Origin of the sequence: Flavonifractor sp. HCP28S3_F3 (genome assembly GCF_052065355.1) — a bacterium.
Taxonomy (GTDB): Bacteria; Bacillota; Clostridia; order Oscillospirales; family Oscillospiraceae; genus Flavonifractor.
This window is the reverse complement of sequence record NZ_JBQHUF010000016.1, coordinates 21,498-44,852: the sequence shown is the minus strand read 5'-3', so window position 1 is coordinate 44,852 and position 23,355 is coordinate 21,498. Positions and strand designations below refer to the sequence as shown.

The window sequence follows — 23,355 nt, the reverse complement described above, 5'->3', positions numbered from 1 at the left end:
TTCTCGGTTTCTCAGAGCAGGCAGATGACAAAGGTCAGGACCATAAATCCAATGGCAACCCACTTGGTCAGCTTGGCCAGCTTGGCGTCCCAGGTCTTGGCCTTGTTCTTGGCCATAAAGGTATCCGCCACACCGGCGATAGCGCCGGACAGGCCCGCGCTCTTGCCGGACTGCAGCAGCACCACGGCGATGAGGAACAGGCAGGCAGCCACATCAATAATGCTCAGAACCAGCTTGGTGATATCCACGCTACATCGTCCTTTCGACCCCGGCATGGGGTTTGTTGCTATCCTTAGGCGCGTCAAAACTGCGCCTACTCTCACACGTAAGAGGTATGATAGCACATTTTCAGGCCGATTGCAAGGGTTTTTTCATACTTTCACCGGGAAGTGCGCAAGATCCTGCGGCTGCCCCAACATGTAGCAAGGAAGTAGCCGCCGTATACCACCACCAGCAGCAGGGCGGTCATGACAGAGGATGCGGCAGCGTCCACTTTGCCCACCTCGGCAATCACGGCGTTGGCGGCAGTCATGCCCACCGCCGCGTGGACCAGAGCCAGGGACAGGGGAAGGAAGAAGGCCAGGAACACCTGGGCGGTGACCGCCCGGCCCCGCATTTTAGCCGGAGCGCCCAGCAGAGAGAGCACCCGGTACTGACCGGCGGAATCGGCGGCCTGAGTGAGCTGCTGGAGGGCCAGCACCGCCGCCGCGGCCAGCAGGAACACCACACCCAGGTATAGGCCGATGAAAAGCACCAGCACTTTGGTGCCCATCAGGTCCATCCAGTTCTGCAGCTTGCTGGACCAGCTGAAGCCACCCAGCTGTGCCAGGCCGGACAGTGCCTCATCAAATTTTTCCTCGGCGGCGCTCTTGTCCCCGGCATAGTCGGCCAGGAAGTAGTAGTAGTTCAGCGAGGTAGTCTGGTCGCCCTGGTCAGAGGCCACCTTCAGCCACTCCCGCTCCAGGAAGGCATCTGCCTCTTTCTTCCCCCAGCGCTCCACGATGGCGTCATAGTCGGCCTGGGTCAGGGTGTTGGACTGCTCCCCCTGATAAACGGGGAAGGAGAACCAGGCGGAACACTCGGTCTCCGGGTCAAAGCCGCCCTCCTTTAAAACAGCCGCTAGGTCGGGCTGGGGATCCTCCGGCTCATTCCAGAAGATCAGCTGCACATCTCGGGGGTACATCTCATTGGTCATCTGTTCCACCGTGTTGTTCAGGCCCACCGAGCTGGCGGTGATGCCAATGGCCAGCAGCAGCATGAGGCAGATCACCGTCATGGAGCGGTAGGTGGTGTTGATGCGGGCGTTGAACTGCCGCAGCACGAACATGTTGAGGTTTTTGTACCACAGTCCCTTACTGCTCTGGCAGATCCGCAGCAGGAAGCCGGACAGGGACCGGAAGAACAGCAGGGTACCCAGGCTGCCCAGTCCGATCATCACCCAGAACAGGGCGTCCACCCGCAGCAGGCCCCGGGTGAGCAGCATGGCGTAGGCGATGACCAGCAAGATAATCCCCGCCAGAAACAGGGCCACCGACGCTCCCAGGCTCTGCTGCCGCAGGGTCTGGTTCACCCGGTTGGCCTGCATCAGGTCGATGAGCTTGCACCGGGAGACGGCGAAAGCGTGGTACACCATCACCAGCAGGAAAATAGCGGCAAAGGCCAGGGCCGTCTTGACCAGAGCGGAGATGGAGACGGAAAAGGTAAAGAAGGTCATGGGCACGGCGAACAGTCCGGCGGTGAAGGCACTGAGCCCCCAGGCGGCCAGCACGCCCAGCACCAGCCCCAGCGCCAGGGCGAAAGCGCCGATGCACACTGTCTCGGCCAGCAGCAGACGGGCCACCTGCCACCGCTCCATACCCAGCAGCAGATAGGTGCCCAGCTCCTTTTTCCGGCGGCGGATCAGAAAGCCGGAGGCGTAGAGGATCAAAAAGGCCAGCACCACCCACACGAAGACGGACAGCATGCCGATCAGGTTTTTAATGGAGTCCACGATATAGACTCTGGGGCTCTGAGCCAGATAGCGGAGCACCGACTGGTTCTCCAGGGCGTTGAACACGTAGAACAGGCATACGCCGAAGACGATGGTGAGGAACCAAACACCGTAATCCTTTACGCTGCGGCGGACGTTTTTGAGGGCCAGCTTAGAGAACATCACTCTGGTCACCTCCCAGCCGGGTCACCACGTCGATGATCTGTCGGAAGAATTCCTTGCGGCTCTGTCCGCCCCGCTCCAGCTGAGTGAGTACGGCTCCATCCTGAAGGAAGAGGATGCGGTGGCAGTAGCTGGCGGTAAAAGCGTCATGGGTGACCATCAGAATGGTGGCCTCCCGCTGGCTGTTCAACGCCTCGAACCGGTCCAGCAGCAGCTTGGCGGACTTGGAGTCCAGAGCTCCGGTGGGCTCGTCGGCCAGCACCAGAGCGGGGCTGGTGACAATGGCCCGGGCCGCCGCCGTGCGCTGGCGCTGGCCGCCGGACATCTGGTAGGGGTATTTGCTCATACAGTCGGCAATCTCCAGCAGCTGAGCGGTCTCCTGTACCTTTTTCTCCACCAGGCTTGGGGCAGTCCCCCGGATGGTGAGGGCCAGGGCGATATTTTCAAAGGCGGTGAGGGTGTCCAGCAGATTGCAGTCCTGGAACACAAAGCCCAGCCGCTCCCGCCGGAACCGGGAGACCTGCTTGGGCTTCATCCGGGTCACCTCTTTCCCCTCCACCCAGATCTTGCCGGCGGTGGGGCTGTCGATGGTGGACACGCAGTTGAGCAGGGTGGACTTGCCGCTGCCCGACGCACCCATGATGCCTACAAATTCCCCCTGCGCTACCTCAAAGCTCACATCGTCAATGGCCCGGGTCAGGCTGCCCTTGCCGCCGTACTCCCGCACCAGATGCTCTACACGCAGAATCGATTCCATTTTTGTTCCTCCCTGTTGATTTGCTCTCAGGATAACAAAAACTTCTTAAAAAGATGTAAAAACCCTCTTACCCTTTTGTGAAGCCTTTCCCACGAATTTCTTGCAGCGAATCAAAAAAATTTTAAGTAGTCCTTGATTTTTTTCTTTCCTCCTTTATAATGAAATTAGCAACACTAATATTATTTCAGGAGGGATTTCTCATGAATCAGACCATTACCGCTACCAACGCTCCCGCCGCCGTGGGCCCCTACTGCCACGCCAAGCTGGCTGGCAACACCCTGTACACCTCCGGCCAGCTGGGCCTGATCCCCGCCACCGGGGAGCTGCCCGCCGGTGTTGAGGCCCAGGCCCGTCAGGCTCTGGACAACCTGGGCGCCGTGCTGAAGGCCGGCGGCATGGACTTCTGCGACGTCACCAAGACCACCGTGTTCCTGGCCGACATCAACGACTTCGCCGCCATCAACGCCATCTACGCCGAGTACTTCACCGGCGAGGCTCCCGCCCGCTCCTGCGTGCAGGTTGCCGCCCTGCCCAAGGGCGCCCTGTTCGAGATCGAGGCTGTTGCCGTCAAGTAAGAATCGCTCCGCAAAAAGCGGCCGTCCATCCGGGCGGCCGCTTTTTTAAACCCCGCAGTTCATTCATCGGCGCTTTATAGCGTATTGCCGCCCTACGCCTGTAAGCTTTTGTCTGTTTTGCACAATTTCTTGTCCCACTTTTTGGCTGCCGCACTTGATTTTTTCCTTGCATCCACCGCCTAAATCGGTTATAGTTTGGTTGTAAAAATTATTGTTTGTGCTAAAAAAATTTTGTGAGGTGAAAGGAATGGGTACCCCAAAACTGAACAGCACTGATACCGTATTCCAGTGGAAAGGCATTCCCCAGCCGGGCCAGCTGGTCCCTCTGGGTCTGCAGCACGTGGTGGCGGCCGTAGTGGGCATCATTACCCCCGCTATTCTGGTCTCCAACACCTGCGGCCTGTCCGAGGCGGAAAAGACGCTGATGATCCAGGTCTCCCTGATCCTGACCGCCCTGGCCACCCTGCTCCAGCTCTTCCCCATTTTCGGACGGATCGGTTCCGGCCTGCCCGTCATCATGGGTATCAGCTTTGCGTACATCCCCACCCTTCAGGCTATCGGCGCGGAATTTGACATCGCCACCATCCTGGGCGCTGAGATCGTAGGCGGCATCGTTGCCATCATCTTCGGCATTTTCGTCAAGTGGATCCGTCCCCTGTTCCCGCCCCTGGTCACCGGTACTGTCATCTTCACCATCGGCCTGTCCCTCTATCCCACCGCTGTGAAGTACATGGCCGGCGGCGCCGGCACTGAGTGGTTCGGCAACGTGAAGAGCTGGGTGGTGGCGCTCGTCACTCTGGCCGTTGTGGTTGTCCTGTCCAACTTTACCAAAGGTATCTTCAAGCTGGGCGCCATTCTCTTCGGCATGATCGTGGGTTATATCCTGGCCTACTTCCTGGGCATCGTGGATCTGTCCGGCATCGGCTCCTCCGCATGGTTTGCCCTGCCCGAGGTCATGCCCTTTGAGATCAAGTTTGTGCCCTCCGCCTGCGTCTCCCTGGCTATCGTATACGTGGTCAACGCGGTGCAGACCATCGGCGACCTGTCCTCCATCACCATGGGCGGCATGGACCGGATGCCCTCTGACAAGGAACTGTCCGGCGGCATCATCGGCCAGGGCATCATGAGCATCCTGGGCGCCTTCTTCGGCGGCCTGCCCACCGCCTCTTACAGCCAGAACGTGGGTATCGTCACCGTCAACAAGGTCATCAACCGGGCTGTGTTCGTGCTGGCCTCCCTGATCCTGCTGGTGGCCGGTCTGGTACCCAAGTTCGCCTCCCTGCTGACCACCATTCCCCAGTGCGTTATCGGCGGCGCCACCATCTCCGTGTTCGCCACCATCACCATGACCGGTATCCGTATGATCACTGAGGGCGGCTTTACCCCCCGGAAGAGCTCCGTGGTTGGCCTGTCCGTGGCTCTGGGCGTGGGCATCACTCAGGTGTCCGGCTGCCTGGCCGGCGAAGGCTTCCCCGCCTGGGTCAACACCGTGTTCGGCTCCTCCTCCGTGGTGGTTGCCACCATCATGGCCATCATCCTCAACCTGATCCTGCCCAAGGAGAAATCCTCCAAGTAACAAAAAGCGCCCGGCTCCGTAAGGAGCCGGGCACTTTCCAGATTATTTTTACTCTTTGGCCTCGTCAATGTAGCTGTACAGGGTATATTTGGAGATGCCGAAGAACTTGCACACCTTGTCGCCGCTCTTGGTAATGAGGAAGGCGCCGGTGTCGTTGAGGAACTGCACCGCCTTCACCTTGTCCTCCTTGGTCATGAGGGCCACCGGCTTGCCCACGATCTTCACGCTCTGCTGGATCAGCTCGTCCAGCAGGTCGGACACGTTGCGGGAGATGGCCTCCGGCTCCTTCTCCTCCGGCTCGGTGGCGGTAAACTGCTTCAGGGCGGTCTCCATGGCCAGCATCAGGGTAATGTCGTAGTTGATGCCGAAAATACCGATGGGCGCGCCATCGTCGTCCCGAATGTAGATGGTGGTGGACTTGAGGATCTTGCCGTCCTTCGTCTTGGTCAGGTAGCTCAGGTGGTCCTGAAGCTCACTGTTCTCCCCCCGCAGAGCTTCCAGCACCACATGGGAGGGACCATCCCCCACCTTACGGCCGGTGACCTGTCCGTTCTCGATGGCGACGATAGAGCTCTCCGGATCGTTGGTGGCCAGGTCGTGGACCACCACCTCGCAGTTGGGTCCAAACTGGCTGGCGATCCCCTTGGCCAGTTTGAACAGGAATTGCAGGGTCGAGGCTTCTAACATGTACGTCTCTCCTTTGCTGGAAATTGTCGTTTCCCGTTGCTTTTATTTTACCACAGGCCGCCGTAATTGCAATAAAATTATGTGGCCTAAAAATTTTTTAGTTTTTCTCACAAAGGTGTTGCATGCCCGTGCTTTTCGTGGTAATATAGACCCGTAGAGCAAAAATATTCTGTTCATGTTTCACAAATTTTCATCATTTTGGTTGTGGCTGCAACGGAGTGCTTTGCGCACGGGCTGGATGGACCTGGAATTCGTCTGGAGGTTGCGCGCACACCGCCGCCTCTCACAGGAAACCGGCGTCCATTCTGGTTGGAATGGACGTTTTTTTCGTGCAAAAATGAACATCTTATTGTAATAGGAGGAACTGCACATGCTGCTGATCGGAAACGGAAAACTGATTACCCGGGACCAGGCGCTGCCTTATCTGGGGGACGGCGCGGTGGTGCTGGACGGTGAGATCGTCAAAGAAGTAGGTACCCTGGCCGACATGAAGGCCAAGTATCCCGACGCCGAGTTCGTGGACGCCAAGGGCGGAGTTATCATGCCCGGTCTCATCAACGTCCACACCCATATTTACTCCGGCCTGGCCCGCGGCCTGGCCATCGAGGGCAACAACCCCACCAACTTCCTGGAGGTCCTGGAGGGCATGTGGTGGAACATCGACCGCCACCTGACCCTGGACGGCACCCGGGCTTCCGCCTACGCCACCGTGCTGGACTGCATCCGGGACGGCGTGACCACCATCTTCGACCACCACGCCTCCTTCTGCGAGATCCCCGGCTCCCTGTTCGCCATCAAGGACGTGTGCCAGGAGCTGGGCATCCGTGCCAACCTGTGCTACGAGGTCTCCGAGCGGGACGGCGAGGAGAAGACCCGCCAGTCCATCCAGGAGAACGCCGACTTCGCCAAGTGGGCCAAGGAGCAGGACGACGACATGATCAAGGCCATGTTCGGCGGCCACGCCCTGTTCACCATCTCCGACAAGACCTTTGAGGAGATGGTAAAGGCCAACGACGGCATGACCGGTTTCCACATCCACGTGGCCGAGGGCATGAACGACGTGTACGACTCCCTGCGCAACTACGGCTGCCGCCCGGTGAACCGTCTGCTGTACAACGGCATCCTGGGCGAGAAGACCATGCTGGGCCACTGCATCCACGTCTCTCCCGCCGAGCTGGACATCATCAAGGAGACGGGCACCATGGTGTGCCACAACCCGGAGTCCAACATGGGCAACGCGGTGGGCTGCTCCCCGGTGCTCCAGATGTACGGCAAGGGCATCCTCATCGGCCTGGGCACCGACGCCTACACCCACGACATGCTGGAGAGCCTGAAGGTTCTGCTGCCCATGCAGCGCCACAACGCCGCCCTGCCCAACGTGGGCTGGTGCGAGGCCACCGGCATGCTGTTTGAGAACAACGCCAAGATCTGCTCCCGGTACTTCAAGAAGCCTCTGGGCGTGCTCAAGCCCGGCGCCGCCGCCGACGTGATCGTCATGGACTACAAGCCCTTCACTCCCTTCTCCGCCGAGAACATCGACGGCCACATGCTCTTCGGCATGATGGGCAAGAACTGCCGCACCACCATCATCAACGGCAAGGTACTCTACAAGGACCGCGAGTTCGTGGGCATCGACGAAGAGCGTATCAACGCCTGGACCATGGAGCAGGCCAAGAAGCTGTGGGGCGAGCTGAATCATCGCACCTACTGATAAAATTTGATTGTATCAAAATTGGAGGTCGAATCATATGAGCGACATTATGCGCCCCATTCCGTTTTCCAACCTGATGAACTGGATCCTGTCCGAGTACAAGAGCCAGGGTTCCATCTTCGGCGTGTCCAAGCTGGTGAAGCATGACAATGGCAAGGCCCTGCCCATGTTCAAGGAGAAGATCGAGTCTCCCTACGGCCCCGCCGCCGGCCCCCACACCCAGCTGGCTCAGAACCTCATCGCCGCCTACGCCGCCGGCGCCCGGTTCTTCGAGCTGAAGACCGTGCAGATCATGGACGGCGACGAGCTCTCCAAGTGCGTGGCCAAGCCCTGCATCACCGCCGCCGACGAGTGCTACAACTGCGAGTGGTCCACCGAGCTGTACGTGCCCCAGGCCTATGACGAGTACGTGAAGGGCTGGTTCGCCTGCAAGCTGCTGGCCAAGGAGCTGGGTCTGGGCGATCCCGACGGCTTCGTGTTCAACATGAGCGTGGGCTACGACCTGGCGGGTATCAAGAGCGAGAAGATCGACAAGTACATCGAGGGCATGAAGGACGCCTCCGGCAGCGCCGTGTGGCAGGAGTGCATGGACTGGGCCCTGAACAACCTGGACAAGTTCCAGAACGTGGACGAGGCTTATGTGAAGGCCATCTCTCCCAAGGTGTCCGACTCCATCACCGAGTCCACCCTCCACGGCTGCCCTCCCGACGAGATCGAGCGCATCGCCACCTACCTCATCACCGAGAAGAACCTGAACACCTACGTCAAGTGCAACCCCACCCTGCTGGGCTATGAGTTTGCCCGCAAGACCCTGGACGGCCTGGGCTTCGACTACATCGCCTTTGACGACCACCATTTCGTGGAGGACCTGCAGTGGGCCGACGCGGTGCCCATGTTCCAGCGGCTGATGAAGCTGACTGCCGAGCGGGGCCTGGAGTTCGGCGTGAAGCTGACCAACACCTTCCCCGTGGACGTGAAGGCCGGCGAGCTGCCCAGCGAGGAGATGTACATGTCCGGCCGCTCCCTGTACCCCCTGTCCCTGTCCCTGGCTGGCAAGCTGGCCAAGGAGTTCGGCGGCAAGCTGCGCATCTCCTACTCCGGCGGCGCCGACTACTACAACATCAAGGACCTGTTCAACGCCGGCATCTGGCCCATCACCATGGCCACCACCGTGCTCAAGTCCGGCGGCTATCAGCGGTTCAGCCAGATCGGCAACCTGCTGATGGATATCGACTACGGCCCCTGGGGCGGTGTGGACCCCGCCAAGGTGGAGGGCATGGTCACTGCCTTCGCCGCTGACAACCACTACCAGAAGCCCATGAAGCCTATCCCCAGCCGCAAGACCGACAAGAAGGTGCCCCTCATCGACTGCTTCTCCGCCCCCTGCCGCAACGGCTGCCCCATTGAGCAGGACATCCCCGCCTACCTGATGCGGGTGAACGCCGGCAAGTTTGAGGAGGCTCTGGAGATCATCACCCACCGCAACGCCCTGCCCTTCATCACCGGCACCATCTGCTCTCACCGCTGCCAGGACAAGTGCATGCGCAACGCCTACGAGGAGAGCGTGTATATCCGCACCCAGAAGCTGAAGGCCGCCGAGGGCGGGTTCGACGCCCTGCTGCCCAAGCTGAAAGCCGGCGCTCCCGTGGCCGGCAAGAAGGTTGCCGTCATCGGCGGCGGCCCCGCCGGTATGTCCGCCGCCTACTTCCTGGGCCGCTCCGGCGTGGATGTCACCGTGTTTGAGCGCAAGGACTCCCTGGGCGGCATCGTCCGCCATGTGATCCCCGCCTTCCGCATCAGCGACGAGGCCATCGACAACGATGTGAAGCTGATGAACGCCATGGGCGTGAAGGTGGAGCTGAACACCGAGGTCAAGGACGTGCAGGAGCTCTTTAAGCAGGGCTACACCCACGTGATCCTGGCCACCGGCGCCTGGACCAAGGGCAGCGCCGGTCTGGAGTACGGCGAGGAAATGAACGTCATCGAGTTCCTGGAGGCCGCCAAGAAGAACCCCCGCAGCCTGAATCTGGGCAAGCATGTTGTGGTCATCGGCGGCGGCAACACCGCCATGGACGCCGCCCGGGCTGCCAAGCGCATCCCCGGCGTGGAGACCGTGTCCCTGGTGTACCGCCGCACCAAGCGGTACATGCCCGCCGATCAGGAGGAGCTGGAGTTCGCCCTGGAGGACGGCGTGGAGTTCCAGGAGCTGCTGGCTCCCGTGGGCGTGAAGGACGGCGTGCTCACCTGCCACGTGATGGAGCTGGGTGCTCCCGACGCCTCCGGCCGCCGGTCCCCCGTGGACACCGGCAAGGTGGCTGAGGTGCCCGCCGATACCGTCATCACCGCCGTGGGCGAGAAGGTGGACACCGCTCTGTACACCGCCAACGGTCTGGAAGTGGACAAGAGAGGCAAGGCCGTGGTGAACGCCGACACCCTGGAGTCCTCCGTGAAGAACGTGTTCGTCATCGGCGACGGCATGAAGGGCCCCGGCACCGTGGTGGAGGCCATTGCCGACGCCACCAAGGCCGCCCGGGCCATCGAGAACTTCGACGTGGACACCTATGTGGAAAAGAACGTGAACCCCGACTACCAGAAACCCCTGGCCAAGCGGGGCGAGCTGTGCAGCGACTGCAAGAGCTGCGAGGATATCCGCTGCCTGGGCTGCGCCACCGTGTGCGAGACCTGCACCGAGGTGTGCCCCAACCGTGCCAACGTGGCCGTGGCGGTGCCCGGCATGCGTCAGCGTCAGATCATCCACGTGGACGGCATGTGCAACGAGTGCGGCAACTGCGGCACCTTCTGCCCCTACGACTCCCGCCCCTACAAGGATAAGTTCACCCTGTTCTGGAGCGAGGAGGACTTCAACAACAGCGAGAATCAGGGCTTCCTGAAGCTGGACGGCACCAACACCCGGGTGCGTCTGGACGGCCAGGTGAAGGAGTACGACGTGGCCGATGCGAACTGCGGCCTGTACGATCCTCTCCGCCGCCTGATCTGCGCGGTGTACGACAACTACAGCTATCTGCTGAAATAAGAGTGGAAAAGCCTGCCGCCCTTTCGGGCGGCGGGCTGTTCCCGCATCAGAAAAGAGGTACCTCACATGAGCGAGAGCTATTCCTTTACCGTCAACGGCGTCCTGCGTACCACCGAGGAGGATAAACCCCTGCTGCGCTACCTGCGGGAGGACCTCCATCTGACTTCGGTCAAAGACGGCTGCAGCGAGGGCGCCTGCGGCACCTGCACCATCGTGGTGGACGGCAAGGCCGTCCGCTCCTGCATCCTCACCACCAAGAAGGCGGTGGGTAAGACCATCCTCACCGTAGAGGGCCTGAGTTATGACGAGCAGGAGGCCTTTGTGTACGCCTTCGGCTCGGTGGGCGCGGTGCAGTGCGGCTTCTGCATTCCCGGCATGGTGATGTCGGGCAAGGCTTTAATCGACCAGAACCCCAATCCCACCGAGGCCGAGATCAAAAAGGCCATCCGGGGCAACGTGTGCCGCTGCACCGGCTACAAGAAGATTATCGAGGGCATCTCCCTGGCCGCCGCCATCCTCCGCGGGGACGAGAAGATCGACCCCACCCTGGAGGGCGGAGACCGCTACCAGGTGGGCGACCGTGCCTTCCGCACCGACGTGCGGGAGAAGGTGCTGGGCACCGGCGAGTACTGCGACGATGTGCGGATGGACGGCATGGTGTACGGCTCCGCCGTCCGCTCCCAGTATCCCCGTGCCAGGATCCTGGACATCGACGCCTCTGAGGCCCTGGCCATGCCCGGCGTGCTGGCCGTGCTCACCGCCGACGACGTGCCCAACAACAAGGTGGGCCACATCCAGCAGGACTGGGATGTGTTCATCGCCAAGGGCGACATCACCCGCTGCGTGGGCGACGCCATCTGCATGGTGGTGGCGGAGAATGAGGACATTCTTCGCGAGGCCAAGAAGCTGGTGAAGATCGACTACGAGCCTCTGGAGCCGGTGCGCACCATTCAGGAGGCCATGGCGGAAAATGCTCCCCTGGTCCACTCCAAGGGCAACCTGTGCCAGCAGCGCCACGTGACCCGGGGCGACGCCAAGACCGCCCTGGCCAACTCCAAGTACGTGGTGACCCAGAGCTACCAGACCCCCTTCACCGAGCACGCCTTCCTGGAGCCCGAGTGCGCGGTGGCCTTCCCCTACAAGGACGGGGTGAAGGTGTACACCTCCGACCAGGGCGTGTACGACACCCGGAAGGAGATCTCCATCATGCTGGGCTGGGATCCCGAGCGCATCGTGGTGGAGAACAAGCTGGTGGGCGGCGGCTTCGGCGGCAAGGAGGACGTGTCGGTGCAGCATCTGGCTGTCCTGGCCGCCCTCAAGCTGGAGCGCCCGGTGAAGGTGAAGCTGACCCGGCAGGAGTCCATCAACTTCCACCCCAAGCGCCACTATATGGAGGGCACCTTCACCCTGGGCTGTGACGAGAACGGTATCTTCACCGGCCTGGACTGCGAGATCTACTTCGACACCGGTGCCTATGCCTCCCTGTGCGGCCCGGTGCTGGAGCGTGCCTGCACACACTCCGTAGGCCCCTACTGCTACCAGAACACCGATATCCGGGGCTTCGGCTACTACACCAACAATCCTCCCGCCGGCGCTTTCCGGGGCTTCGGCGTGTGCCAGAGCGAGTTCGCCCTGGAGTCCAACATCAACCTGCTGGCTGAGAAGGTGGGCATCTCCCCCTGGGAGATCCGCTACCGCAACGCCATCGAGCCGGGCAAGGTGCTGCCCAACGGGCAGATCGCCGACTGCTCCACCGCTCTAAAGGAGACTCTGCTGGCCGTCAAGGACGCCTATGAGGCCAACAAGGATCACGCCGGCATTGCCTGCGCCATGAAGAACTCCGGCGTGGGCGTGGGCCTGCCTGACAAGGGCCGGGCCAAGGTGGTCATCCGCAACGGCGTCGTGGAGCTGTACTCCGCCGCCTCCGACATCGGCCAGGGCTGCTTCACCGTCTTTGTGCAGATCATGGCTCAGACCCTGGGCCTGCCCAAGGAGAAGCTGAAGAACATGGGCGCCAACTCTGAGGTGGCTCCCGACTCGGGCACCACCTCCGGCTCCCGCCAGACCCTCATCACCGGCGAGGCTGTGCGCATGGTGTGCGAGGACGTGAAGAAGGATCTGGACGCCGCGGGCGGCGACCTGAGCAAGCTGGAGGGCAAGGAGTACTTTGCCGAGTTCTTCGATCCCACCGACAAGCTGGGCGCCGACGTGCCCAACCCCAAGAGCCATGTAGCCTACGGCTTTGCCACCCACGTGGTCATCCTGGACGACGAGGGCAAGGTGAAAGAGGTCTATGCGGCCCACGACTCCGGCAAGGTGGTCAACCCCATCTCCATCCAGGGCCAGATCGAGGGCGGCGTGCTCATGGGCCTGGGCTACGCCCTCACCGAGAAGTTCACTCTGAAGGACTGCGTGCCTCAGGTGAAGTTCGGCACCCTGGGTCTGATGCGGGCCGATCAGATCCCCGACATCCACGCCATCTACGTGGAGAAGGAGGAGCTGCTCCCCTTCGCCTACGGTGCCAAGGGCATCGGCGAGATCGCCACCATCCCCACCGCTCCGGCGGTGCAGGGCGCCTACTACGCCCGGGATCACATCCTGCGTACCTCCCTGCCCATGGAGGACACCTTCTACAACAAGAAAAAATAACCCCGACTTTTCCTCCCTCCGCGAAGGCCAGGCGGCCCTCCCCAGGGCCCTGGTCCGGCGGCTTTTCCCGCCCCGAACCAGGGCCCATTTTTCTCCTCTTGCTGTAAAGTGTGAAAGGGCATAGGGGCTAGCGCCCCAACGGTTTGCCCAGTACCAAAAAAATTTTTAGCTTTACATGAAATTTTTTAGTTTTCCCTCTTGACATCTGCTCCACACGTGGTATGATTGTGTCAGAAATAAGCTAAAAAATCAGTAGGCTTCAAAAACATTTTGGAGGCGACAGTCCGATGAAAGACCAGATCAAATGGGTCCTGAACAAGATGCCCAAGAGCGAGGACAAGCAGCTTGATGTGATGTCCCTGTCCAACGTGGCGAAGGCCCGCTTCTTCCACAGCTCCTTCCCCCAGTACTCCATCACCCCCCTGGCTCAGCTGGAGGGCATGGCCAAGTACCTGGGCCTGGGCGGCGTGTACGTGAAGGATGAGTCCTACCGCTTCGGCCTGAACGCCTTTAAGGTGCTGGGCGGCTCCTTCGCCATGGCTAAGTACATTGCCAAGGAGATGGGCCGGGACGTATCCGAGATGACCTACGACTACCTGACCAGCGAGGCCTTCCGCAAGGAGTTCGGCCAGGCCACCTTCTTCACCGCCACCGACGGCAACCATGGCCGCGGCGTGGCATGGGCCGCCAACAAGCTGGGCCAGAAGGCCGTGGTACATATGCCCAAGGGCAGCGCCAAGTCCCGCTTTGACAACATCGCCAAGGAGGGCGCCAAGGTCACCATCGAGGAAGTCAACTACGACGACTGCGTACGCATGGCCGCCGCCGAGGCTGAGCAGACCGAGCACGGCGTCATCGTGCAGGATACCGCCTGGGACGGCTACGAGGAGATCCCCTCCTGGATCATGCAGGGCTACGGCACCATGGCCAACGAGGCCGCCGATCAGCTCCGCCAGGTGGGCATCAACCGGCCCACTCACGTGTTCGTGCAGGCCGGTGTCGGCTCTCTGGCCGGCGCTGTGGTGGGTTACTTCACCAACCTGTTCCCCAACGATCCTCCCAAGTTCGTAGTGATGGAGGCCCGTGCCGCCGACTGCCTGTATCAGGGCGCTCTGGCCAATGACGGCAACCCCCGCATCGTCACCGGCGACCTGCAGACCATCATGGCCGGCCTCGCCTGCGGCGAGCCCAACACCATCTCCTGGGATATCCTGCGCAACCATGTGTCCGCCTTCGTCTCCTGCCCCGACTGGGTGTCCGCCAAGGGCATGCGGATGCTGGGCGTGCCGGTGAAGGGCGACCCCACCGTGATCTCCGGCGAGTCCGGCGCTGTGGGCATGGGCTGCCTGGACGCCATCATGTGCGACGACACCTACAAAGAGCTGCGTGAGGCTCTGGAGCTCAACCGCTTCAGCCAGGTGCTCATGTTCTCCACCGAGGGCAACACCGATCCTCTGAAGTTCCGCCGGGTGATCTGGGACGGCGAGTATCCCACCACCGAGACTCCCCAGCACCCCTATCAGTAATTGAGCATAACCCGTACGGGATGAAGTAAAGGAAAAATTTTAAGATTTGGAGGTCATTACCATGGATTTTGAGAAGATCAAAGCCGCCGCCGAAGGTTATAAGGCCGACATGACCCGCTTCCTGCGGGCCATGATCTCCCACCCCAGCGAGAGCTGCGAGGAGAAGGAAGTTGTCGCCTGCATCAAGGCTGAGATGGAGAAGCTGGGCTATGACGAGGTCGAGGTGGACGGCCTGGGCAACGTCATCGGCTGGATGGGCCAGGGCGACAAGATCATCGCCATCGACTCCCACATCGACACCGTGGGCATCGGCAACATCAACAACTGGACCCACGACCCCTACGAGGGCTATGAGGACGACGAGGTCATCTACGGCCGCGGCGGTTCCGACCAGGAGGGCGGCATGGCTTCCGCCACCTACGGCGCCAAGATCATGAAGGATCTGGGCCTGATCCCCGCCGGCTACAAGATCATGGTTGTGGGCTCCGTGCAGGAAGAGGACTGCGACGGCATGTGCTGGCAGTACATCGTCAACAAGTTCTTCCCCGCCAAGGGCATCAAGAAGGAGCAGGTTGAGTTCGTTATCTCCACCGAGCCCACCGACGGCGGCATCTACCGCGGTCACCGCGGCCGTATGGAGATCCGCGTGGACGTGAAGGGCGTGTCCTGCCACGGCTCCGCTCCCGAGCGCGGCGACAACGCCATCTACAAGATGGCCGACATTCTCCAGGACGTGCGCGCCCTGAACGAGAACGACGACGCCGACTCCACCGAGATCAAGGGCCTGGTGAAGATGCTCAACCCCAAGTACAACCCCGAGCACTACGAGGACGCCCGCTTCCTGGGCCGCGGCACCTGCACCACCAGCCAGATCTTCTACACCTCTCCCAGCCGCTGCGCTGTGGCTGACTCCTGCTCCATCTCCATCGACCGCCGCATGACCGCTGGCGAGACCTGGGATTCCTGCCTGGACGAGATCCGCAACCTGCCCAACGTGAAGAAGTACGGCGACGACGTGAAGGTTTCCATGTACATGTACGACCGTCCCTCCTGGACCGGTGAGGTGTACGAGACCGAGTCCTACTTCCCCACCTGGATCAACAAGGAGAACGCCGCTCACGTGCAGGCTCTGGTGGACGCCCACCACGCTCTGTTCGGCGAGAAGCGCATCGGGCCCGACGGCGCCATGCACCTGCGCAACCGTCCTCTGATCGACAAGTGGACCTTCTCCACCAACGGTGTTGCCATCCAGGGCCGCTACGGCATCCCCTGCGTAGGCTTCGGCCCCGGTGCTGAGAGCCAGGCTCACGCTCCCAACGAGATCACCTGGAAGCAGGATCTGGTGTCCTGCGCCGCCCTGTACGCCGCCGTGCCCGGCCTGTACAAGGAGGAGAACAAGACCGCCGATGTGTCTCAGTTCCGCGCCGGCAAGACCAACAACGATATCAAGTAATTTTCTTCCCACAATTACTTCTTAAAATCTGAATTTTGAAAAGGAGACGATCCACATGGACGCCAAGCTGCAGGCTTATATTGACAAACTGAACAAGCTCAACTTCAAAGAGATGTACAACGGCGACTTCTTCCTGACCTGGGAGAAGACCGACGACGAGATCGAGGCCGTCTTCACCGTGGCCGACGCTCTGCGCTACATGCGTGAGAACAACATCTCCACCAAGATCTTCGAGTCCGGCCTGGGCATCTCCCTGTTCCGCGACAACTCCACCCGTACCCGCTTCTCCTTCGCCTCCGCCTGCAACCTGCTGGGCCTGGAGGTCCAGGACCTGGACGAGGGCAAGAGCCAGATCGCTCACGGCGAGACCGTCCGTGAGACCGCCAACATGGTGTCCTTCATGGCCGACGTTATCGGCATCCGCGACGACATGTACATCGGCAAGGGCAACGCCTACATGCACGAGTTCATGGACGCCGTGACCCAGGGCAACAAGGACGGCGTTCTGGAGCAGAAGCCTACCCTGGTGAACCTGCAGTGCGACATCGACCACCCCACTCAGGCCATGGCCGACATGCTGCACATCATCCACCACTTCGGCGGCGTGGAGAACCTGAAGGGCAAGAAGATCGCCATGACCTGGGCTTACAGCCCCAGCTACGGCAAGCCCCTCTCCGTGCCCCAGGGCATCATCGGCCTGATGAGCCGCTTCGGCATGGACGTTGTCCTGGCTCACCCCGAGGGATACGAGGTCATGCCCGAGGTCGAGGAGGTCGCCAAGGCCAACGCCGAGAAGTCCGGCGGCACCTTCACCAAGACCCACAGCATGGCTGAGGCCTTCAAGGACGCCGACATCGTGTATCCCAAGAGCTGGGCTCCCTTCGCCGCCATGGAGAAGCGCACCAACCTGTACGCCGAGGGCGACACCGACGGCATCAAGGCTCTGGAGAAGGAGCTGCTGGCTCAGAACGCCAACTACAAGGATTGGTGCTGCACCGAAGAGCTGATGAAGACCACCAAGGACGGCAAGGCTCTGTACATGCACTGCCTGCCCGCCGACATCAACGACGTCTCCTGCAAGGACGGCGAGGTCGAGGCTTCCGTGTTCGACCGTTACCGCGATCCTCTGTACAAGGAGGCTTCCTTCAAGCCCTACATCATCGCCGCCATGATCTTCCTGGCCAAGTGCAAGGATCCCCAGGCCACTCTGAAGGCTCTGGAGGAGCGCGGCCTCGCCCGTTGGTTCAACAAGTAATTGATCCATTGCTTTTGAACAGATAGACTTCCATTTCCTTTTCCCTTCATTCCAAAAGGCCCGTCCGCATAAGCTCACCTGCCTGACTTTGTGCGGACGGGCCGCACTATTTCAAATACTGTGACCGAGGTGTTTTCCATATGGGCAAGCGCATTGTTATCGCATTGGGCGGCAACGCTCTGGGCAACAACCTGCCCGAGCAGATGATCGCGGTGAAGCAGACCGCCAAGGCCATCGTCGACCTGATCGAGGAGGGCCACGAGGTCATCATCGCCCACGGCAACGGCCCCCAGGTGGGCATGATCCAGAAGGCTATGGCGGAGCTGACCCGCTCCGACCCGGAGAAGTATATCCCCTGCCCCCTGTCCGTCTGCGTGGCTATGAGCCAGGGCTACATCGGCTACGACCTGCAGAACGCCCTGCGGGAAGAGCTGCTGGATCGGGGCATCAACAAGGGTGTAGCCACCGTACTCACCCAGGTGGAGGTGGATCCCGCCGATCCCGCCTTTGCCAACCCCACCAAGCCCATCGGCGCCTTCATGACCAAGGAAGAGGCCGACAAGATGGTGGCCGAGCGCGGCTACAATGTTATTGAGGACGCCGGCCGTGGCTACCGCCGCGTGGTGGCCTCTCCCAAACCCCAGTCCATCATCGAGATCGAGTCCATCCGGGACATGGTCTCCGCCGGTCTGGTGGTCGTGGCCTGCGGCGGCGGCGGTATTCCCGTCTATAAGACCGAGGGCCATCACCTGAAGGGCGCGGCCGCTGTTATCGACAAGGACTTCGCCTCCTGCGTGCTGGCTCAGCAGGTCAACGCCGACACCCTCATCATCCTCACCGCCGTGGAGAAGGTGGCCATCAACTTCGGCAAGCCCGACGAGAAGTGGCTGGACGAGCTGACTCCCGACCAGGCCCGCAAGTACATGAGCGAGGGTCACTTCGCCCCCGGCTCCATGCTGCCCAAGGTGCAGGCCGCCGTGGAGTTCGCCGAGAGCGCTCCCGGCCGTTCCGCCCTGATCACCCTGTTGGAAAAGGCCAAGGACGGCGTGTCCGGCAAGACCGGTACCGCCATCCATCAGTAAGCATAAAAAAAGAGGACCGCTGCATGTTGCAGCGGTCCTCTTTTTATTCCCCAAACAGCAGGGCATAGTAGAGCGGGATGGTGAGATAGAGCATCCAGCCCGGGTGCCAGTTGTCCAGCAAAAAGCCGGTAATGAGGTAAATGACGGTGATCACCACCGGATAAACCGCGTCCAGCCCCATCAGGTGGGTAACGGTAGGCAGTCCCACCATAAGCACCAGAGTCAGCAGCCAGAGCAGCTTCTCCTTCCGGGCCTTCCGCTTCTTTTTCCGTTTCTTTTCCAGGCGTTCCTCAGCGTCCTCCCAGGCCTCAGCCGCCTCAAAGATCTCCCGCTCCTCCCGGGCCTCCTCGCTCTCTCCCGGGCGGGCACCCTGGAGGAGCATTTCATCCAAGGAGACCCCGTAGAGCCGGGCCAGGGCAATGAGGTTGTCAGTGTCGGGAGAGGACTCCGCCCGCTCCCATTTACTGACTGCCTGGCGGCTCACCCCCAGCCGGGCGGCCAGCTCCTCCTGAGAGTAACCGTGCTCCCGCCGCAGGGCCACCAGCCGGTCGGCGATCTCGATATTCATGGACATCCCTCCTGGGGCCAGTTTACCTGTTCAGGCGCAAAGTATGCCACCCATTTTGCTTTTCAGAGGCGCAACTATCGGTTGCGGAGCTCTAAAGCAGGGCCTCCACCGCCCCTTCCAGCCAGTCGATCTCCCCAAAAGTGGTAAAGGGTCCGACGGAAAAGCGTACCACGCCCTGAGGACCACAGTCCAAAGTGCGGCAGGCCAGGGGGGCGTCCAGTATACCCCAGGCACACCGGATGCCGTACCGTTCCGCCAGCAGGCGGACCATCTCCTCATTGGGCCGGGCGGTAAACTCCACCGACACCAGCCCCGCCCGATGGTGAGGGGTATCGACCCCCAGCACCCTTAAACCTTCACCGTCCAGCTCCTTCATCCTGGCCCACAGGTGGCGGGACAGCTTTCCCAGTCTCTCCTGCAGGGTCTGTCCTTCTTCCGTCAAATAGTCCAGGGCGGCCCCCAGGCCGGCAATGCCGGGCAGATTGAGGGGATCCTCCGGGTAGGGGGGCAGCAGCACCCCCAGGCGGGGAGACAGGGCCAGGCCGCCGATCCCCTCCGGGCCCAGCAGGCTGGTATAACTGGGAAAGATCAGCCCGTCCGCACCCCAGGCCTCCATATCCACCGGCAGCGCCCCCAGCGTCTGAGAGACGTCAGCCAGGAAAAAAGTCCCTCGTTCCCGGCACAGTGTCCCCACTTTTTCCAAGGGAAACAGCGCACCGGAGACGTGGGAAGCATGGGTGAGGAACACCGCCCTGACATCCGGAGTCAGCTTTTCCTCCAGGCCGTCCAGGACCAGCTCACCCCGCTGGGTGCAGGGCAGCAGCTCCACCGCCGCTCCCAGCCGCTCCAGGATGCGATACACACTCCCACGCTCCATGGGAGAGGTAAGCACCTTATCTCCCGACCGGAGCAGGGCGGACAGCAGGCTGTCCAGCCCCCAGTTCAGTCCGGGGGTAAACCGGAGCACACTTCCCGCCGGAGCATGGGCCAGCTTCAGCAGCTTCTCTCCCACCGCCCCGGGGCTGTCCTCCGGCCGCCCGGGCCGCAAAATGGAGCGGGCCATGGCCTCCCCTACGCCCGGAGCCTTGGGGAAGGCGGCGGCACAGTTGTCCAGATACACGGCCCTCATGGCGCCCTCCCTTTTAAAAATCTGTCTCCACCAGCAGGCGGAAGCGATAGCCCTCTCCCTTCATCCGGGTCAGGGCCTGCTGGAGCATGCCTGTGCAGTTGGCGCTGTCGTCCATCAGAACCAGGACAGTACCCCGCCGGTCCTCCAGCTCGCTGAGCAGGGCGGACCGCTGCGTACTCTGACTGCGGCCGTCATCCCGGGCATCCAGGTCCCCGGACCAGCAGACCCAGCCCTCGTTTTCCACCGCCTGAAGGGCGCCGCTCCCCGGCTTCTCCAGCAAGGCCATATGGGTACGCAGGCAGAGGTTGTCCTCCAGCCACCGGCCGCCCTTTTCCAGAGCCGGCAGGGCCTCCTCTGCGGTGCCCGCGGGCACGCTGAGCCCCACCGTATGGCCTGAGCCCACCGCCCGGCGGATCGCCGCCTCATTCTCCTCCAGCACCTCTGGCCGGAAGAAGAGCAGGGCCTTCACCCCGGCCGCGTCCAGAGCATCCAGCAGCTCTTCCGCTCCGGTGCCGGTGCACTGGAAGGCCAGGGCCACCGTCAGCTGCCGCTGGTCGGTCTCGCCGGGGCTGGGGGTGGCCGCCGGCGTGGAGGTGGAACCTCCGCCGGAGGAACTGGTCGGCTTGGGGCTGGAGGTGCCGTTCATAGCCTTCAGATACTCATTATAGCGCACCCGCATCTGGTTCACCGCAGATTCCACGAATTGAGAGGTACTCAACCACTCCTGGCCATTGGTAATGCGGACCAGGGTGCCATAGTTGGTGGGGGTATAACTGTAATTCAGTCCAAAATAGCGGCATACCCCTGCAAGAGGCACAAAGACACGCCCGTTGCGCAGCACGGCCTTCATGCCCATATCCTCCCCGGAGGACTGCTCCACGCAGGTGCCGGCGTTGATGTCAAAAACCAGGGTGCCGCTGAGGCTGTACAGGGTAAATTTATACTCTGTTCCGTTCCGGTCCTGGCCGTAGGATACCCCCAGGTTCACACCGGTATAGGTCCAGTCAAAGGCATGGTAGGGCACATACATGGCGCCACCGATCCACACCGGCATGGCCTCCAGCGGCAGGTCCAGGATCTGGTCGTTTTCCGCCATGATGTAGATCTCCGTACTGTCCGCCAGGGCCTGGGTGCCCGCCAGCAGGGTCACCGCCAGTACTGCCGCGCACAGGCAGGCCAGCACTCGTTTCCACCGCTTCATCCGACCGTCTCCTTTCCTCGGGATGCTTGATTATATCATGGATCGGACCGCGGGTAAAGCGTGCTCTTGCGTCCTATTTTTACCCATAGTATAATAAAAAAAGCCGCTCAGGCAATTTAATGGGATTTTAACAGTTCCTAAATGCCATCTTCAACGGTGGACGGTATACTGGTACCATACCATAGAAGGGGCGTATCGTTATGGATATCACATTGGAGCAGGTGGAACGCCTGCGTGAAAAAGCGAATATCTCCTATGAGGAGGCCAAGGCCGTTCTGGAGGAGGCGGGGGGCAGTCTGCTGGACGCCCTCATTTTGCTGGAACAGCGGGGCAAGATCCATTCCGGCGCAGGCAAGAGCGCCCACTACTCCACCCGGCCGGGCAGCAATGGCGGAACTGACGCCGGGGCCTCGGAGGCTCAGGTCGGCCCCGAGGAAGAGGACGCCCGCTTCCTGGGCATTGCCCTGATCACCGACGGCAGTCGGGTCAAGCGCTTCTTTCAGGATCTGCTGCGCCGGAGCCTGGACAACAGTCTGGAGGTGTGGCGCCGGGGGGAGCTGATGACCAGCATCCCGCTGCTCATCGCTGTGCTGCTGATCCTGGTGGCCTTCGGCATCACCGTACCCCTGCTGATCATCGGCCTGCTGCTGGGCTGCCGCTACCGTCTGGCCGGGCCGGACTTTGACCGGAGCCCCGCTGGAGCCACCGTCAACCAGGCTGCCTCCACTGTGGGTGACACGGTGGACCGGATGAAGGAGCAGGCCCGGGAGTATTTTCACGAAAATCACCACGGTAAGAAATGAGGTGCTGCACCATGGGGGAGCGGATCCTGCTGGTGGAGGACGAAGAAAAGCTGGCCCGGATGGTGGAGCTGGAGCTCCAGTATGAGGGTTATCAAGTAGAAAAGGCCTTTGACGGGCGAAAAGGGCTGGAGCTGGCTCTCGGGGGCGGCTTCGATCTGGTGCTGCTGGACATCATGCTCCCCGCCCTGTCGGGGATGGAAGTGCTGCGGCGGCTGCGGCGGGAAAGTCAGGTCCCCGTCATCATGCTCACTGCCCGTGACACGGTGGTGGATAAGGTAACCGGCCTGGACATGGGCGCCGACGACTACGTCACCAAACCCTTTGCTATTGAGGAGCTGCTGGCCCGCATCCGGGCGGCCCTGCGCAAACGGCCCGCCCGCTCGGAGGCGGACGACGCTCCCCTGCTCACCGCCGGGCCTCTGACCATGGACACCGAGCGCCACGAGGTGGCGGTGAAGGGCCAGCAGGTGGCGCTCACCCGGCGGGAATTCGACCTGCTGCGCTGTCTGCTGGAACATAAAGAGAAAGTGCTCTCCCGGGAGGCCCTGCTGGATCAGGTGTGGGGCTTCGATTTCGCTGGGGAGACCAACGCGGTGGATGTGTACATCCGCTTCCTCCGCTCCAAGCTGGACGAACAGTTCGGCGTGAAACTGATCCACACCGTCCGTGGTGTGGGCTATACCATCCGGGAGGAGGAGCATCCATGAACGTGTCTGCCATCGTCTACACCAGCGCCACCGGCTTCACCGCCCAGTACGCTACCCTGCTCCACCATCAGACCGGACTGCCGGTCTTCCGGCTGGAGGACACCGACCAACTGCCCCGGAACACGCCGGTGCTCTATTTGGGCTGGCTGCGGGCCGGCAGGATCACTGGCCTGAAAAAGGCCCGGGCCCAGCTGGCCGTGGCCGGGGTATGCGCTGTGGGTATGGCCCCCGCTGTGGAGTTGGAGAAGCTGCGCAGGGATAACCGGCTGGAGGCCGTGCCTCTGTTTTACCTCAAGGGCGGCTACGCCCCCGCCCGGGTGCGGGGAATGAACAAACTGATGATGGCCGCCATGGAGAAGGTGCTTGCCGGCAAGTCCGATCCCCAGTCCCGGGCGGCCCTGGACGCTGTCCGCCACGGAGCGGACTGGGTGAGCCAGGAGCAGCTGGACCCTGTGCTGGACTGGCTGGAGCCAAAAGAGTAGGAGGCTGC

At 61.6% G+C, this 23,355-nt stretch carries 19 protein-coding genes; 12 read left to right on the top strand and 7 right to left on the bottom strand.

Translation table 11 applies throughout. The features are described from left to right. Window positions 1–11 precede the first annotated feature (11 nt). From secG to ACTNB1_RS13170, 3 genes are all read right to left on the bottom strand, one after another. A complete protein-coding gene (gene secG, locus ACTNB1_RS13180) occupies window positions 12–248 on the bottom strand; it encodes a preprotein translocase subunit SecG (protein WP_441170085.1) in 237 nt (78 codons plus the stop codon). Window positions 249–379: 131 nt separating this feature from the next. Then, complete coding sequence (locus tag ACTNB1_RS13175; RefSeq protein ID WP_441170137.1) at window positions 380–2,152, bottom strand: FtsX-like permease family protein; 1,773 nt, start codon at window positions 2,150–2,152, stop codon at window positions 380–382. Further along, complete coding sequence (locus ACTNB1_RS13170; protein WP_441170083.1) at window positions 2,142–2,909, bottom strand: ABC transporter ATP-binding protein; 768 nt, start codon at window positions 2,907–2,909, stop codon at window positions 2,142–2,144. The genes ACTNB1_RS13175 and ACTNB1_RS13170 overlap by 11 nt, the downstream gene beginning before the upstream one ends. A gap of 200 nt (window positions 2,910–3,109) precedes the next feature. Between ACTNB1_RS13170 and ACTNB1_RS13165 the strand changes: the two genes are divergently transcribed. Together ACTNB1_RS13165 and ACTNB1_RS13160 are read left to right on the top strand one after the other, a co-directional pair. Beyond that, the gene (locus ACTNB1_RS13165; RefSeq protein WP_441170081.1) at window positions 3,110–3,484 is read left to right on the top strand and encodes a RidA family protein; all 375 of its coding nucleotides are present in this window, start codon (window positions 3,110–3,112) and stop codon (window positions 3,482–3,484) included. Between the two features lie 247 nt (window positions 3,485–3,731). Beyond that, a complete protein-coding gene (locus tag ACTNB1_RS13160; RefSeq protein WP_441170079.1) occupies window positions 3,732–5,060 on the top strand; it encodes a uracil-xanthine permease family protein in 1,329 nt (442 codons plus the stop codon). Window positions 5,061–5,108: 48 nt separating this feature from the next. Here ACTNB1_RS13160 and ACTNB1_RS13155 read toward each other — a convergent pair whose 3' ends face one another. Next, window positions 5,109–5,747 (bottom strand): helix-turn-helix transcriptional regulator, encoded by a 639-nt coding sequence (locus ACTNB1_RS13155; protein WP_441170077.1) that lies wholly within the window; start codon window positions 5,745–5,747, stop codon window positions 5,109–5,111. Between the two features lie 370 nt (window positions 5,748–6,117). Here ACTNB1_RS13155 and ssnA point away from each other — a divergent pair, with 370 nt between their 5' ends. The 7 genes from ssnA to arcC all read left to right on the top strand — a co-directional run bounded on the left by ssnA (window position 6,118) and on the right by arcC (window position 18,457). Further along, window positions 6,118–7,458, top strand: a complete 1,341-nt coding sequence (ssnA, locus tag ACTNB1_RS13150; protein WP_441170075.1) for a putative aminohydrolase SsnA — start codon at window positions 6,118–6,120, stop codon at window positions 7,456–7,458. A 37-nt stretch (window positions 7,459–7,495) separates the two neighbouring features. Then, on the top strand, window positions 7,496–10,492 hold the full coding sequence (gene ygfK / locus ACTNB1_RS13145; RefSeq protein ID WP_441170073.1) for a putative selenate reductase subunit YgfK: 2,997 nt from the start codon (window positions 7,496–7,498) through the stop codon (window positions 10,490–10,492). A gap of 66 nt (window positions 10,493–10,558) precedes the next feature. Beyond that, window positions 10,559–13,141, top strand: a complete 2,583-nt coding sequence (xdh, locus tag ACTNB1_RS13140) for a selenium-dependent xanthine dehydrogenase (protein WP_441170072.1) — start codon at window positions 10,559–10,561, stop codon at window positions 13,139–13,141. A gap of 287 nt (window positions 13,142–13,428) precedes the next feature. After that, window positions 13,429–14,667, top strand: a complete 1,239-nt coding sequence (gene dpaL, locus ACTNB1_RS13135; RefSeq protein ID WP_441170071.1) for a diaminopropionate ammonia-lyase — start codon at window positions 13,429–13,431, stop codon at window positions 14,665–14,667. 61 nt (window positions 14,668–14,728) lie between these two features. Then, complete coding sequence (locus tag ACTNB1_RS13130) at window positions 14,729–16,120, top strand: YgeY family selenium metabolism-linked hydrolase (protein ID WP_441170070.1); 1,392 nt, start codon at window positions 14,729–14,731, stop codon at window positions 16,118–16,120. Window positions 16,121–16,175: 55 nt separating this feature from the next. Next, window positions 16,176–17,375, top strand: a complete 1,200-nt coding sequence (ygeW, locus tag ACTNB1_RS13125; protein WP_441170069.1) for a knotted carbamoyltransferase YgeW — start codon at window positions 16,176–16,178, stop codon at window positions 17,373–17,375. A 140-nt stretch (window positions 17,376–17,515) separates the two neighbouring features. Further along, window positions 17,516–18,457, top strand: coding sequence for a carbamate kinase (arcC, locus tag ACTNB1_RS13120; protein ID WP_441170068.1), 942 nt, complete (start codon window positions 17,516–17,518; stop codon window positions 18,455–18,457). A 43-nt stretch (window positions 18,458–18,500) separates the two neighbouring features. Here the strand turns inward: arcC and ACTNB1_RS13115 are convergent, their stop codons facing one another. From ACTNB1_RS13115 to ACTNB1_RS13105, 3 genes are all read right to left on the bottom strand, one after another. After that, window positions 18,501–19,025 (bottom strand): helix-turn-helix domain-containing protein, encoded by a 525-nt coding sequence (locus ACTNB1_RS13115; RefSeq protein ID WP_441170067.1) that lies wholly within the window; start codon window positions 19,023–19,025, stop codon window positions 18,501–18,503. A 91-nt stretch (window positions 19,026–19,116) separates the two neighbouring features. Beyond that, on the bottom strand, window positions 19,117–20,154 hold the full coding sequence (locus tag ACTNB1_RS13110) for an aminotransferase class V-fold PLP-dependent enzyme (protein WP_441170066.1): 1,038 nt from the start codon (window positions 20,152–20,154) through the stop codon (window positions 19,117–19,119). A gap of 13 nt (window positions 20,155–20,167) precedes the next feature. Next, the gene (locus ACTNB1_RS13105) at window positions 20,168–21,355 is read right to left on the bottom strand and encodes a hypothetical protein (RefSeq protein ID WP_441170064.1); all 1,188 of its coding nucleotides are present in this window, start codon (window positions 21,353–21,355) and stop codon (window positions 20,168–20,170) included. Between the two features lie 200 nt (window positions 21,356–21,555). Between ACTNB1_RS13105 and ACTNB1_RS13100 the strand changes: the two genes are divergently transcribed. The 3 genes from ACTNB1_RS13100 to ACTNB1_RS13090 are packed head-to-tail and all read left to right on the top strand — an operon-like array spanning window position 21,556 to window position 23,347. Beyond that, window positions 21,556–22,158, top strand: a complete 603-nt coding sequence (locus tag ACTNB1_RS13100) for a ubiquitin (RefSeq protein WP_441170063.1) — start codon at window positions 21,556–21,558, stop codon at window positions 22,156–22,158. Window positions 22,159–22,169: 11 nt separating this feature from the next. Further along, window positions 22,170–22,865 carry a response regulator transcription factor gene (locus ACTNB1_RS13095; protein ID WP_441170062.1) on the top strand — a complete coding sequence of 232 codons (696 nt, stop codon included), beginning with the start codon at window positions 22,170–22,172 and terminating at the stop codon, window positions 22,863–22,865. Next, window positions 22,862–23,347, top strand: a complete 486-nt coding sequence (locus ACTNB1_RS13090; RefSeq protein WP_441170061.1) for a hypothetical protein — start codon at window positions 22,862–22,864, stop codon at window positions 23,345–23,347. The genes ACTNB1_RS13095 and ACTNB1_RS13090 overlap by 4 nt, the downstream gene beginning before the upstream one ends. Window positions 23,348–23,355: the final 8 nt, after the last annotated feature.

Coding starts and splice junctions, on each gene's coding strand:
- ACTNB1_RS13175 (WP_441170137.1), bottom strand. CDS start 2,152: ATGTTCTCTAAGCTGGCCCTCAAAAACGTCCGCCGCAGCGTAAAGGAT.
- ACTNB1_RS13170 (WP_441170083.1), bottom strand. CDS start 2,909: ATGGAATCGATTCTGCGTGTAGAGCATCTGGTGCGGGAGTACGGCGGC.
- ACTNB1_RS13165 (WP_441170081.1), top strand. CDS start 3,110: ATGAATCAGACCATTACCGCTACCAACGCTCCCGCCGCCGTGGGCCCC.
- ACTNB1_RS13160 (WP_441170079.1), top strand. CDS start 3,732: ATGGGTACCCCAAAACTGAACAGCACTGATACCGTATTCCAGTGGAAA.
- ACTNB1_RS13155 (WP_441170077.1), bottom strand. CDS start 5,747: ATGTTAGAAGCCTCGACCCTGCAATTCCTGTTCAAACTGGCCAAGGGG.
- ssnA (WP_441170075.1), top strand. CDS start 6,118: ATGCTGCTGATCGGAAACGGAAAACTGATTACCCGGGACCAGGCGCTG.
- ygfK (WP_441170073.1), top strand. CDS start 7,496: ATGAGCGACATTATGCGCCCCATTCCGTTTTCCAACCTGATGAACTGG.
- xdh (WP_441170072.1), top strand. CDS start 10,559: ATGAGCGAGAGCTATTCCTTTACCGTCAACGGCGTCCTGCGTACCACC.
- dpaL (WP_441170071.1), top strand. CDS start 13,429: ATGAAAGACCAGATCAAATGGGTCCTGAACAAGATGCCCAAGAGCGAG.
- ACTNB1_RS13130 (WP_441170070.1), top strand. CDS start 14,729: ATGGATTTTGAGAAGATCAAAGCCGCCGCCGAAGGTTATAAGGCCGAC.
- ygeW (WP_441170069.1), top strand. CDS start 16,176: ATGGACGCCAAGCTGCAGGCTTATATTGACAAACTGAACAAGCTCAAC.
- arcC (WP_441170068.1), top strand. CDS start 17,516: ATGGGCAAGCGCATTGTTATCGCATTGGGCGGCAACGCTCTGGGCAAC.
- ACTNB1_RS13115 (WP_441170067.1), bottom strand. CDS start 19,025: ATGAATATCGAGATCGCCGACCGGCTGGTGGCCCTGCGGCGGGAGCAC.
- ACTNB1_RS13110 (WP_441170066.1), bottom strand. CDS start 20,154: ATGAGGGCCGTGTATCTGGACAACTGTGCCGCCGCCTTCCCCAAGGCT.
- ACTNB1_RS13105 (WP_441170064.1), bottom strand. CDS start 21,355: ATGAAGCGGTGGAAACGAGTGCTGGCCTGCCTGTGCGCGGCAGTACTG.
- ACTNB1_RS13100 (WP_441170063.1), top strand. CDS start 21,556: ATGGATATCACATTGGAGCAGGTGGAACGCCTGCGTGAAAAAGCGAAT.
- ACTNB1_RS13095 (WP_441170062.1), top strand. CDS start 22,170: ATGGGGGAGCGGATCCTGCTGGTGGAGGACGAAGAAAAGCTGGCCCGG.
- ACTNB1_RS13090 (WP_441170061.1), top strand. CDS start 22,862: ATGAACGTGTCTGCCATCGTCTACACCAGCGCCACCGGCTTCACCGCC.